The 12,713-nt window shown below is 66.1% G+C and carries 10 protein-coding genes; 5 read left to right on the top strand and 5 right to left on the bottom strand.

From position 1 onward, the window contains the following. Position 1: 1 nt before the first annotated feature. From ACSFA0_RS05135 to ACSFA0_RS05115, 5 genes are all read left to right on the top strand, one after another. Positions 2 to 1,558 (top strand): sigma-54-dependent transcriptional regulator, encoded by a 1,557-nt coding sequence (locus tag ACSFA0_RS05135; protein WP_435449145.1) that lies wholly within the window; start codon positions 2 to 4, stop codon positions 1,556 to 1,558. Continuing rightward, the gene (gene ampD, locus ACSFA0_RS05130; protein WP_435449144.1) at positions 1,551 to 2,159 is read left to right on the top strand and encodes a 1,6-anhydro-N-acetylmuramyl-L-alanine amidase AmpD; all 609 of its coding nucleotides are present in this window, start codon (positions 1,551 to 1,553) and stop codon (positions 2,157 to 2,159) included. The genes ACSFA0_RS05135 and ampD overlap by 8 nt, the downstream gene beginning before the upstream one ends. 368 nt (positions 2,160 to 2,527) lie before the next feature. Beyond that, on the top strand, positions 2,528 to 5,482 hold the full coding sequence (locus ACSFA0_RS05125; protein WP_435449143.1) for a ribonucleoside-diphosphate reductase subunit alpha: 2,955 nt from the start codon (positions 2,528 to 2,530) through the stop codon (positions 5,480 to 5,482). Positions 5,483 to 5,635: 153 nt separating this feature from the next. Continuing rightward, complete coding sequence (locus tag ACSFA0_RS05120) at positions 5,636 to 6,865, top strand: ribonucleotide-diphosphate reductase subunit beta (protein ID WP_435449142.1); 1,230 nt, start codon at positions 5,636 to 5,638, stop codon at positions 6,863 to 6,865. Positions 6,866 to 7,062: 197 nt separating this feature from the next. Then, positions 7,063 to 7,542: a histone H1-like DNA-binding protein gene (locus tag ACSFA0_RS05115; protein ID WP_435449141.1), complete on the top strand. Its 480-nt coding sequence runs from the start codon at positions 7,063 to 7,065 to the stop codon at positions 7,540 to 7,542. A gap of 93 nt (positions 7,543 to 7,635) precedes the next feature. Here the strand turns inward: ACSFA0_RS05115 and ACSFA0_RS05110 are convergent, their stop codons facing one another. The 5 genes from ACSFA0_RS05110 to accB are packed head-to-tail and all read right to left on the bottom strand — an operon-like array spanning position 7,636 to position 12,666. Continuing rightward, positions 7,636 to 8,538: a carbohydrate kinase family protein gene (locus ACSFA0_RS05110; protein ID WP_435449140.1), complete on the bottom strand. Its 903-nt coding sequence runs from the start codon at positions 8,536 to 8,538 to the stop codon at positions 7,636 to 7,638. A 48-nt stretch (positions 8,539 to 8,586) separates the two neighbouring features. Then, positions 8,587 to 9,915: a zinc-ribbon and DUF3426 domain-containing protein gene (locus ACSFA0_RS05105; protein WP_435449139.1), complete on the bottom strand. Its 1,329-nt coding sequence runs from the start codon at positions 9,913 to 9,915 to the stop codon at positions 8,587 to 8,589. 52 nt (positions 9,916 to 9,967) lie between these two features. Then, positions 9,968 to 10,852, bottom strand: a complete 885-nt coding sequence (gene prmA, locus ACSFA0_RS05100) for a 50S ribosomal protein L11 methyltransferase (protein ID WP_435449138.1) — start codon at positions 10,850 to 10,852, stop codon at positions 9,968 to 9,970. Positions 10,853 to 10,858: 6 nt separating this feature from the next. Continuing rightward, entirely contained in the window at positions 10,859 to 12,208 is a 1,350-nt protein-coding gene (gene accC / locus ACSFA0_RS05095) for an acetyl-CoA carboxylase biotin carboxylase subunit (RefSeq protein ID WP_435449137.1), read from the bottom strand. A 2-nt stretch (positions 12,209 to 12,210) separates the two neighbouring features. Continuing rightward, on the bottom strand, positions 12,211 to 12,666 hold the full coding sequence (gene accB, locus ACSFA0_RS05090) for an acetyl-CoA carboxylase biotin carboxyl carrier protein (protein WP_435449136.1): 456 nt from the start codon (positions 12,664 to 12,666) through the stop codon (positions 12,211 to 12,213). Between the last annotated feature and the right edge of the window lie 47 nt (positions 12,667 to 12,713).

The following is a 12,713-nucleotide window of genomic DNA, read 5'->3' as shown; positions in this document are numbered from 1 at the left end:
CGTGAGCAACCCCAACCCGTCCGCACCCCGCATCGCGCAGATCCTGGTCGTCGACGACGAGCCCGACCTGCGCACCCTGTACGAACTGACGCTGCTGCGCGAGGGTTACCGCGTCGAGGCCGCCGGCAGCGTGGCCGAGGCGGAAAAGCACCTGCAGGCCGAGCGCTTCGACGTGGTCATCACCGACATGCGCCTGCCCGACGGGCTGGGCATGGAGATCCTGCAACGCATCCACCGCGAACAGCGCAGCGAGCGCTGCATCGTGATGACGGCCTACGGCTCCGCCGAGAACGCGGTCGAGGCGCTGAAGGCCGGCGCCTTCGACTACCTCACCAAGCCGGTCGACCTGAAGCAGTTCCGTGGGGTCGTGGCCTCGGCGGTGCAGGCGCAGCCCGCGGCGGTGCGCACCGGCACGCCGAGCGCCGGTGCGGTCGACAACGCGCGCAGCAGCGAGTCGGCGATCGGGAACGGCAGTGGTAATGCGGCGCTGGCCCGACTGGTCGGCGACTCCGAGCCGATGCGTCTGGTCAAGTCGCGCATCGCCAAGGTGGCGCGCGGCATGGCCCCGGTGCTGGTGCGCGGCGAATCGGGCACCGGCAAGGAGCTGGTCGCGCGCGCGGTGCATGCCTGCAGCCAGCGCAGCGACGGGCCCTTTGTGGCCGTCAACTGCGGCGCCATTCCGGAGAACCTGCTCGAGGCGGAATTCTTCGGTGCGCGCAAGGGCTCGTACACCGGCTCGGCGGCCGACCGCGACGGCTACTTCCAGGCGGCGCGCGGGGGCACGCTCTTCCTCGACGAGATCGGCGACCTGCCGCTGGCCATGCAGTCGAAGCTGCTGCGCGCCATTCAGGAGCGCAGCGTGCGGCCGATCGGCTCGACGCAGGAAGACGCGGTCGACGTGCGCATCGTCAGCGCCACCCACAAGGACCTGCAGGCCGAGGTGCAGGCGGGCCGCTTCAGGCAAGACCTGTTCTACCGGCTCAACGTGATCGAGATCGCCGTGCCGGCGCTGCGCGACCGGCGCGAAGACCTGCCTGCGCTGTGTGCCGCGCTGCTCGCGCGCATCGCGCACGAGGCAGGCATGGACGTGCCGGTGCTGTCGCCGGCGGTGATCGACAGCCTTGCCGCCCACCCGCTGCAAGGCAACGTGCGCGAGCTCGAGAACCTGCTGCACCGCGCGGTGGCGCTCAACGACGGCGACGAGCTGCATCTGGACTTCGAGCCGAGCAACATCGCGCCGCTGGAGCGCGTGTCCGACTTCGCACCGATGGCGATGGCCATCCCGGCGCCCGCGCAGCTGCAGCCGCCGCAGCCGACCGTGGTCGCCGCGCCGGCGTCCGCGAACGTCGATGCGCCGCCCGCCGTGCCCGCCGACCTGCAGACCTATCTCGACCAGCAGGAGCGCGAGATCCTCGTGCGTGCCCTGCGCGAAAGCGGCTTCAACCGCACCGCCGCGGCCGCACGTCTGGGGCTGAGCCTGCGGCAGATCCGCTACCGCATCGCGCGGCTGGGCATCGGCACGCCCAACGGCCACGACGATGCCGGCGGCGATGAGTGACGCGACCGAGGCCGGCGAGGTCGAGCCCGGCCTTTGGCAGGACGGCTGGCTGCGCGGCGCGAACCGTCTGCCGTCGCCGAACTTCGGACCGCGGCCTGCGGGGGCGCAGATCGACCTGATCGTGCTGCATTCCATCAGCCTGCCGCCCGGGCACTACGGTGGCGACGAGGTGGAGCGACTCTTCACCAACCGCCTCGACTGGGACGCGCACCCGTACTTCCAGCAGATCCGCGGCGCCGAGGTTTCTTCACACTTCTATGTGCGGCGCGACGGTGCGCTGTGGCAGTTCGTGAGCTGCGACGCGCGCGCCTGGCACGCCGGTGCGTCGGCATGGCGCGGTCGCGACAACTGCAACGACGACTCCATCGGCATCGAACTCGAAGGCCTCGAGGGCGAGCGCTTCGACGACGCGCAGTACACCACCCTCGCCGCGCTCTGCCCGGCGATCGCGCAGCACTACCCGATCGACTTCGTCGCCGGCCACGAGCACATCGCGCCGGGACGCAAGCACGACCCCGGCGCCGGCTTCCAGTGGGCACGCCTGCAGGCCGACACCGGCTGGCCGGGCGCAATGTTTCCGCCGCAGACGCAAAGCCGCTAGAAATTTCAATCGAGGGCTCGCTGTCGATGCCCGGCCGTTTGCTCTGCGTGCGGCTCGAAACGGCCGGCGGATGTCCAGCAACCATGCGGCTTTCAAGCCCAAATCCGCTGGGAAAGTGCGTCACTGCTGGCTTGGGTAGAAACGATGCAGTCGCCATGCGGCAATGCGGGGGCTTCAACACCTCGTGTGACATTTTTCACAGACCTTGATCTTCGTGAAAAACACTACATCTAGTGATTGTGACCCCCTCACACACTAGATATAGTGTGCTGCCTGGCCGGCTTCCTCCAAGATTCCCCGGCCGCCAGCGCCGGACACCGCTTCCGCCGCACCCTTCCCCCAACAAGAATTTGCCAACAGAGGACCGAATGCAAACCGCCCTGAACCAACCGTCCGCCACCACCCGCGCCACGCCCTCGCCCACCGTCGGCACGGCAGCCCGCGACACCGCCGGCTCGCCCGCCGGCAACGCCCTGGCGCATTACCAGATCATTCGCCGCAACGGCGCGGTGGTGCCCTTCGAGCCGAACAAGATCGCCATCGCGATGATGAAGGCCTTCCTCGCGGTGCACGGCACGCAGGGCGCGGCATCGGCCAGCGTGCGCGAGACGGTCGACACGCTGACGCAGGCCGTCGTGCGCGCCATGGTGCGCTCGCGTCCGGGCGGCGGCACCTTCCACATCGAGGACGTGCAGGACCAGGTCGAACTCGGCCTCATGCGTGGCGGGCACCACGAGATCGCCCGCGCGTATGTGCTCTACCGCGAACGCCGCACGCAGGAACGTTCCAAGCAGGTCGCACAGGAAGCGCCCGCAGCGCCGACGCTGCACGTGCTGGACCGCGGCGAGCGCGTCGCCCTCGACCTGAACGAACTCAAGGGCCTGATCGAATCGGCCTGCGAAGGCCTGGGCGACAGCATCACGGCCGCGCCGATCCAGGCCGAGACGATGCGCAACTTGTACGACGGCGTGCCGCTCGACGAGGTCTACAAGGCCTCGATCCTGGCCGCCCGCACGCTGATCGAGAAGGACCCCGACTACACCTTCGCGACCGCGCGCCTGCTGCTGCACACGATCTTCAAGGAGATCATCGGCCGCGAAGTGATGCCCGCCGAGCGCTCGCAAGCCTACGTCGACTACTTCCCGCAGTTCATCAAGAAGGGCGTCGACAACGACCTGCTCGACGAGAAGCTGCTGCAGTTCGACCTGCCGCGCCTGGGCGCCGCCCTGAAGGCCGAACGCGACAACCAGTTCGACTACCTCGGCCTGCAGACCCTGTACGACCGCTACTTCCTGCATGTGCGCAAGACCCGCATCGAGCTGCCGCAGGCCTTCTTCATGCGCGTGGCCATGGGCCTGTCGCTGGGCGAGATCGACCGCGAGGCGCGCGCCATCGAGTTCTACGAAGTGCTGTCGTCCTTCGACTTCATGTCGTCGACCCCCACGCTGTTCAACGCCGGCACGCTGCGCTCGCAGTTGTCGAGCTGCTACCTCACGACCGTGCCCGACGACTTGGACGGCATCTACGAGTCGATCAAGGAAAACGCGCTGCTGTCGAAGTTCGCTGGCGGCCTGGGCAACGACTGGACCCGCGTGCGCGCCCTGGGCAGCCACATCAAGGGCACCAACGGCGAATCGCAGGGTGTCGTGCCCTTCCTCAAGGTCGTCAACGACACGGCCGTGGCCGTGAACCAGGGCGGCAAGCGCAAGGGCGCCGTCTGCACCTACCTCGAAACCTGGCACCTCGACATCGAGGAGTTCCTGGAGCTGCGCAAGAACACCGGCGACGACCGCCGCCGCACGCACGACATGAACACCGCCAACTGGATCCCCGACCTCTTCATGCGCCGCGTGATGGAAAAGGGCACCTGGACGCTGTTCTCGCCCAACAACGTGCCCGACCTGCACGACCTGTTCGGCGCCGAGTTCGAAAAGGCCTACGTCGCCTACGAAGAGAAGGCGCTGCGCGGCGAGATCAAGCCCTCGCGCACGCTGCCCGCGGCCGACCTGTGGCGCAAGATGCTCACGATGCTGTTCGAGACCGGCCACCCCTGGATCACGTTCAAGGACGCCTGCAACGTGCGCTCGCCGCAGCAGCACGCCGGCGTCGTGCACTCGTCGAACCTGTGCACCGAGATCACGCTGAACACCAGCGACACCGAGACTGCCGTGTGCAACCTGGGCTCGGTCAACCTGATCAATCACCTGAAGGACGGCACGCCCGACGCCAACGGCGTCACCTCCAAGGTGCTCGACCAGGTCAAGCTCAAGAAGACGATCTCGACGGCGATGCGCATGCTCGACAACGTGATCGACATCAATTACTACGCGGTCAAGAAGGCACGCGACTCGAACCTGCGCCACCGTCCGGTCGGCCTGGGCCTCATGGGCTTCCAGGACGCGCTGTACGAACTGCGCATCCCCTACGCCTCGCAGGCAGCGGTGCAGTTCGCCGACGAGTCGATGGAAGCCATTTGCTACCACGCCTACTGGGCGTCGACCGACCTCGCCAAGGAGCGCGGCAAGTACTCGAGCTACAAGGGCTCGCTGTGGGACAAGGGCGTGCTGCCGATCGACACGCTCGACCTGCTCGAGAAGGCCCGCGGCGGCTACGTCGAGGTCGACCGCTCGGCCACGCTCGACTGGGAGGCCCTGCGCCAGAAGATCAAGGCCGACGGCATGCGCAACTCGAACTGCGTGGCCATCGCCCCGACCGCGACGATCTCGAACATCATCGGCGTCGACGCGTCCATCGAACCCTGCTTCGGCAACCTGTCGGTCAAGTCGAACCTGTCGGGCGAGTTCACCGTCATCAACCACTACCTGGTGCGCGACTTGAAGCGCCTGGGCCTGTGGGACGACGTGATGGTGATGGACCTGAAACACTTCGACGGCTCGCTGCGTCCGATCGACCGCGTGCCGCAGGACGTGAAGGCGCTCTACGCCACTGCGTTCGAGGTCGAGACCACCTGGCTGGTCGAAGCCGCTGCACGTCGCCAGAAGTGGATCGATCAGGCGCAGTCGCTGAACATCTACATGGCCGGCGCCTCGGGCAAGAAGCTCGATGACACCTACAAGCTCGCCTGGCTGCGCGGCCTGAAGACGACCTACTACCTGCGCACGCAGAGCGCGACGCATGCCGAGAAGTCGACCGTGCAGTCGGGCCGACTCAACGCGGTCTCATCCGGTGGCAACAGCGATGCGCCGAAGATGAGCGCGATCGAGGCCGCTGCTGCAGCCGCGCAAGCGCAGCTCAATGCGATGCCCGCTACCGACATCGCGTTCTGCGGTGTCGACGACCCGACCTGCGAAGCGTGCCAGTGATGTCGTCGGCGTGATGCGAATGTGATTCGCGGCATCGCCCCACAAAATGCGATGCACGCGAACAACATAAGCAAGAGATAATTCGGGCGCGATGTGAGGCTGCACTTTGCAACTCGCATCGTTGCTCACATAATTTGAGCATTGGATTTTTCTATGTTGACCTGGGACGAAGAAGTCAAGCCATCCTTGCCAAAGGACATGCCACAAGGATTGCAGCACTCACCATCGCAAAGCGGCGCACCGGTCGCCCGCTCGATGGAATTCCCGACGCCGCAAACTGCCCAAGCCGCCACGTCTGTGCCTCGCACGACGCTCGATGACGGCGCATCGGCACCGGTTCGCCAAGCAGCACCAGCACCCGTCGCACGTCGCGTGAACGCGGCAGACAAGCGCATCATCAACGGCCAGACCGACGTCAACCAACTGGTGCCGTTCAAGTACAAGTGGGCCTGGGAAAAGTACCTTGCCACCTGCGCCAACCACTGGATGCCGCAAGAAGTGAACATGACGCGCGACATCGCGTTGTGGAAAGACCCGAACGGCCTGACCGAGGACGAGCGCCGCATCGTCAAGCGCAACCTCGGCTTCTTTGTGACCGCCGATTCGCTGGCCGCCAACAACATCGTGCTGGGCACCTACCGCCACATCACGGCGCCCGAGTGCCGCCAGTTCCTGCTGCGCCAGGCCTTCGAGGAAGCGATCCACACGCACGCCTACCAGTACATCGTCGAATCGCTCGGCCTGGACGAGAGCGAGATCTTCAACGCGTACAACGAGGTCGCCTCCATCCGCAACAAGGACGAGTTCCTGATCCCCTTCATCGAGGCGATCAGCGACCCGAACTTCAAGACCGGTACGCACGAGACCGACCAGACGCTGCTCAAGTCGCTGATCGTGTTCGCCTGCCTGATGGAAGGCCTGTTCTTCTACGTCGGCTTCACGCAGATCCTGGCGCTCGGCCGCCAGAACAAGATGACCGGCGCGGCCGAGCAGTACCAGTACATCCTGCGCGACGAATCGATGCACTGCAATTTCGGCATCGACCTCATCAACCAGCTCAAGCTCGAGAACCCCAACCTCTGGACCACCGAGTTCAAGGCGGAGATCAAGGCCCTCTTCCTGAAGGCCGTCGAGCTCGAATACCAATACGCCGAAGACACCATGCCCCGTGGTGTGCTCGGCATGAACGCCTCCATGTTCAAGGGCTATCTGCGCTACATCGCCAACCGGCGCGCGCAGCAGATCGGCCTCGAAACGCTCTTCCCGAACGAAGAAAACCCGTTCCCCTGGATGAGCGAAATGATTGACCTGAAGAAAGAGCGCAATTTCTTCGAAACCCGCGTGATCGAATACCAGTCGGGTGGTGCGCTCTCCTGGGATTGAAACTTTTAAACGACAACAATCGATGGATTCAGGAATTGCCCTCCGCATCGACCGCGCCAAAGAGCGTGGCGGTGCAGAGGGCTCAGGTGTTCATGGTGCTGGGATCTGATGTCCAACGCCATGGATCGCTTCGAGCGCAACAGCGCGCGCGAAGTGCTTCAAAAGGTTGATTTTTCAACTTGATCAAGGAGAAAGAAATGGCAACTGCAAAGAAAGCGCCGGCGAAGAAAGCCGCAGCAAAGAAGGCCCCGGCCAAGAAGATCGCGGCGAAGAAGGCTCCGGCAAAGAAGGTCGCGGCGAAGAAGGCTCCGGCCAAGAAGGTCGCTGCCAAGAAGGTAGCCGCCAAGAAGGCACCTGCGAAGAAGGTTGCTGCCAAGAAGGTGCCAGCCAAGAAGGTCGCTGCCAAGAAGGTAGCCGCCAAGAAGGCGCCTGCTAAGAAGGCTGCTGCCAAGAAGGCGCCGGCGAAGAAGGCTGCTGCCAAGAAGGCCCCGGCGAAGAAGGCCCCCGCGAAAAAGGCGGCCGCCAAGAAGCCCGCCGCCAAGAAAGCGGCGAAGAAGCCCGCTGCCAAGAAGGCCGCCAAGGCGCCTGCGAAGGCTGCTGTCGCCCCTGCCCCTGCTGCGCAGACGACGCTGAACCCGCAGGCAGCCTGGCCGTTTCCGACGGCCAGCAAGCCCTGAGCTTCTCAGCGGCCCTGAAGGCGCAAAGCCCGGCACCTTGCGGTGCCGGGCTTTTTTCTTGAGCCCCTTAAAGGGGCCACTTGCAGACGAAGTTCAGACGCCGAGCGCTTGACGGTCGAGCTGGTAATTCTGAGGCCCGCGTTGCGCGATCTTGATCGCGCCCACACGGTTGCCCAGGGCCGCGCAGTCCACCAGCGACCAACCCTTCTCCAGTCCGAACAGCAGCGCACCGCGCCAGGCGTCGCCGCAGCCGGTCGGGTCGACCACCGCGTCCGGCGTCACAGGCGGCACATGCGTGCATTGGCCATCCACCCAGACATCGCAGCCATCGGCACCCAATGTCACGACCAGGCCGCGCACGCGCCGCGAGATCTCGGCGTTGTCCCAGCCCGTGCGGTCGCTGAGCATCTTGCCTTCGTAGTCGTTGACCGTGACCCAATCCGCCTGCTCGATGAAGCGCGCGAGCTCGTCGCCGTTGAACATCGGCAGCCCCTGGCCGGGGTCGAACACGAAAGGAATGCCAGCGACCTGGAACTGCTCGGCGTGCTGCAGCATCGCATCGCGCCCGTCGGGCGAGATGATCCCAAGCTGAATATCGTCGCGCGGCGCGATCCGGGTGACGTGTGCCTGCTGCATCGCGCCCGGGTGGAAGGCGGTGATCTGGTTGTTGGTCAGGTCGGTGGTGATGAAGCACTGCGCCGTGTAGGTGTCGGCGATCTCGCGGACGAACTCGGTGCCGATGCCCAGGCCCTGCAGCCGCGCGACATAGTCGGCGCCGTCGCTGCCGACAGCGGCCATCGGCAACGCCGTGCCGCCGAGCGCGTTCAAGCTGTAGGCGATGTTGCCGGCGCAACCGCCGAAGTCACGGCGCAAGGCCGGCACGAGAAAGGACACGTTCAGGATGTGCACCTGGTCCGGAAGGATCTGGTCGGCGAACCGACCTTCGAAATTCATGATGGTGTCGAACGCGAGAGAACCGCAAATCAGGGCTGCCATGGGGTGGACCGTTGGTGGGTGAAGGTGGAAAGAAGCGATGCAGCGCGACTAGGGGTAGAAGGCATCGAGATGAAATCCGGCCACACGCGGCAATGCGGCGACGTCGCTGCCCACGAGCGCTATCGGCAGCAGTGCAGTGCGCTCGCCGCGGGCGGCGATCACCGCCGGCGCGCCGTAATCGGCGGGCCTCAGCACGCGGCGCACGACGGTGCGCTCCTGCAGGTCGATCAGTGACAGCTCGACCGCCGGCATGGCCAGCGGCAGGTCGGCGCGGTTGCGCAAGGTGAAGCTCAGCTGGTAGCCCTCGCCACCCTTCTCACGTGCGAAGGAAGCACCGTCGATCGTGATGTCGGCGATGCGCTGCAGCGCCGCCAGCTGGCAGCCCAGCACCTCGCAGGCACTGGCGAAGGCCGGTCGCCACGACGGCTGGCGGGCGACGATGGCACTGCGCTCCTGGTAGACCATTTGCGCCACCAGGCCCAGCAGCGCGACCACCGACAGCGTGCGCCAGGGCCAGCCCAGGCGCCAGCCAAGGCGGTGCGGTGCATCGCCGTCGCGTGAGACGCGTCGTCTCGTGGTCGCAACCGGCGTCTCGGCTGCAGCCGGCGATGGTTCCGCCGGCTCGCTCGCCGTCATCACGACGGCGGCCGGCTCGCTCTTGGCCTTGGCGCGTGATCTCGCAATCTTGGCGGACTTGACGCGCGCACGACGTAACGCCTTCTGGAACTGAGCATCGTCGGTGTCTGGTGCGCTTCCGGCAGCAGGCACAGAGGCCGCCGCATGCGGCGGCGCGTCGCCCAGGTTCAGGGACGGCAGTCGTGACCAGGTCTCGATCGCTTGCGGTGGGAGAGGCGACGAGACCGGTGCCTCATCGGCAGGAAACGCGATGACCGGCACGGTGGTGGTCGACGCGTAACCGCTGAACGATGGCCAGCCGAGCGTCGGCGCCTCGAGCACCACGGGGTGCGTGCGCGGTGGCTGTGGAATGTAGTCGTTGATGACCGACGGCGCGGACAAGCCGGCAGCCGCAGCATCGTCGGACGACGGTGCACCACGCTGCAGGCGCAGCAGGGCGTCGTTGAAGAAATCGATATCGGCCAGGGTCGGCGTCGCACCGGACCGAGGCACCTCGGGCGCTGCCGAAGTCGCGGTCGCTGGAGCCGCTGCCGAGGGCTCGGTCGGCACGAGCTCGATCGGGTCGAGGGGCTCGGACGGCGCGACGTCCGCCGACATCGCATCGGGGTCGTACAGGTGCTCGGTGCCGTCGAACACATGGCTGCAACGGCCGCAGCGCACCCACCCGTCGGAAATGCGAAGCTGGTCTCGCACCACCTTGAACGTGGTGCCGCATTCGGGGCAGCGGGTGGCGAGACTCATGAGGGGTCGATTGTAGGATCGGCCCTCGGCCCGGTCCGCATGCCGACGGCGGCTACAGGCGCGCCGTCATGAGGATCCAGCCGTCCTCGGTATCGCTCACCTCGAGCGCCGCGTACGGCGCGTAAGCGCTCTTGAGTTCGTCGGCCTGGCGTTCGAGGATGCCGGCCAGCACCAGCGAACCGCCTCGCGCGACATGCGCGCACAGCAGCGGCGCGAGCACCTTGAGCGGCGTAGCCAGGATGTTGGCCAGCACCACGTCGTAGCGGCCCTGGGCCACATCGGGCAGGCCGGTGTTGAGCTTGACGGCATTGGCGTCGGCATTGAGGCGCGTGGCCTCGACCGCCGCGGGGTCGATGTCGACCGCGTCGATGGCGACCGCACCGAACTTCGCCGCACCGATCGCCAGGATGCCCGAGCCGCACCCGTAGTCAAGCACGCGCGCCGGCGCAGCGGGCTGCCGCGTCGCGACCCAGCGCAGGCACATGCGCGTGGTGGGGTGCGTGCCGGTGCCGAAGGCCAGCCCCGGGTCGAGGCGGATGGTCTGCCGCGCCTGAGCCGGCGGCTCGTGCCACGTCGGCACGATCCAGAACTCGGGCGTGATCTCGACGGGCGCGAACTGCGACTGCGTGAGCCGCACCCAGTCCTGCTCCGGCACGTCGGCCACGCCGACCACCTCGCAGCCGGCGAAAAAATCCTGCGCCGACAGCAGCGTGGCCGCCTCGCGCGCGGCGTCTTCGTCGGAGAACAGTGCGATCACGCGCGAACGCTGCCAACCGTCTTTCGGCGGCGGCATGCCGGGCTCGCCGAACAGCGCCTGTTCGGCATCGGTCTGCGCGTCGGCGTCTTCGACAGACACGCTCAGGGCCTCGAGGGCTTCGAGCGCATCGCTCAGGTCTTCGACACGCTCTTCGGGTGCCAGCAGGCGCAGCTCAAACACGGCGTGTCACCGGGCCCGCGCCGCGAGCCACTCTTCGAGGTAGTGGATGTTGGTGCCGCCGGCCATGAACTTGGCGTCGACCATCAACTCGCGGTGCAGCGGGATGTTGGTCTGGATGCCTTCGATCACGGTCTCGTTGAGCGCCGTGCGCATGCGCGCCATCGCCTGCTCGCGGGTGTCGCCGTGCACGATGATCTTGCCGATCATCGAGTCGTAGTTCGGCGGCACGAAGTAGTTGGTGTACACGTGCGAATCGACGCGCACGCCCGGCCCGCCCGGCGGGTGCCACATCGTGATGCGGCCCGGCGACGGCGTGAACTTGTAGGCGTCTTCGGCATTGATGCGGCATTCGATCGAATGGCCGCGCATCTCGATCTGGCGCTGCGTGAACGGGAGCTTCTCGCCCGCGGCCACCATGATCTGCGTCTTCACGATGTCGATGCCCGTGGTGAATTCGGTCACCGGGTGCTCGACCTGCACGCGCGTGTTCATCTCGATGAAATAGAACTCGCCGTTCTCGTAGAGGAACTCGAAGGTGCCCGCGCCGCGGTAACCGATCTTCTTGCAGGCCGCGACGCAACGCTCGCCGATCTTCTCGATCAGCTTGCGCGCGATGCCCGGCGCCGGCGATTCCTCGATCACCTTCTGGTGGCGCCGCTGCATGGAGCAGTCGCGCTCGCCCAGGTACACCGCGTTCTTATGCTTGTCGGCGAGGATCTGGATCTCGATGTGGCGCGGATTCTGGAGGAACTTCTCCATGTACACGGCCGGGTTGTTGAAGGCCGCGCCGGCTTCCGCCTTCGTCATCTGAATCGCGTTGACCAGCGCCGCCTCGGTGTGGACCACGCGCATGCCGCGGCCACCGCCGCCGCCCGCCGCCTTGATGATGACCGGGTAGCCGATGGCCCGCGCGATGCGCTTGTTGGTCGCGGCGTCGTCGGAGAGTTCGCCTTCCGAGCCCGGCACGCAGGGCACGCCCGCCTTGATCATCGCCTGCTTGGCCGACACCTTGTCGCCCATGATGCGAATCGATTCGGGCGTCGGACCGATGAACTGAAAACCGCTCTGCTCCACGCGTTCGGCGAAGTTCGCGTTCTCGCTGAGGAAGCCGTAGCCGGGGTGAATCGCCTCGGCGTCCGTCACTTCGGCGGCCGAAATGATGGCCGGCATGTTGAGATAGCTCAGCGCCGACGGCGCTGGGCCGATGCACACCGCCTCCTGCGCCAGCTTGACGTACTTGGCGTCGCGGTCGGCTTCCGAATAGACCATCACGGCCTTGATGCCGAGTTCGCTGCAGGCGCGCTGGATTCGAAGTGCGATCTCGCCGCGGTTGGCAACCAGGATCTTCTTGAACATGGTCACGCGATGATGAACAGCGGTTGGCCGTATTCGACCGCCTGGCCGTTCTCGCCGAGGATCTGCGTGACGGTGCCGGATTTGTCGGCTTCGATCTCGTTGAGGATCTTCATGGCCTCGATGATGCAGAGCGTGTCGCCCTCCTTCACCTGGGCACCGATCTCGACGAAGGCGGGAGAGCCCGGGCTGGAGGAACGGTAGAACGTGCCGACCATCGGCGACTTCACGGTGTGGCCACTTGCCACGGGCTCGGCCACCGGTGCCGGCGCGGCAGCAGGCGCAGCCGCCGCTGCAGGCGCAGCGACAGCGGGTGCCGCCACCGATTGAACGTATTGCACCGGTGCGGCTTCACCCGCCTTGACGATGCGGACCTTGCCTTCGGCTTCGGTGATTTCCAGTTCGGAGATATTCGATTCCGACACCAGGTCGATCAGTGTCTTCAGTTTGCGCAGATCCATGGGACTCCATTGCCGGTTGTGCCGGTCGTTCCAGATTGAACTCACCT

Origin of the sequence: Variovorax restrictus (genome assembly GCF_051216715.1) — a bacterium.
Lineage (GTDB): Bacteria > Pseudomonadota > Gammaproteobacteria > Burkholderiales > Burkholderiaceae_C > Variovorax.
This window is presented reverse-complemented; position numbering and strand designations above follow the sequence as displayed.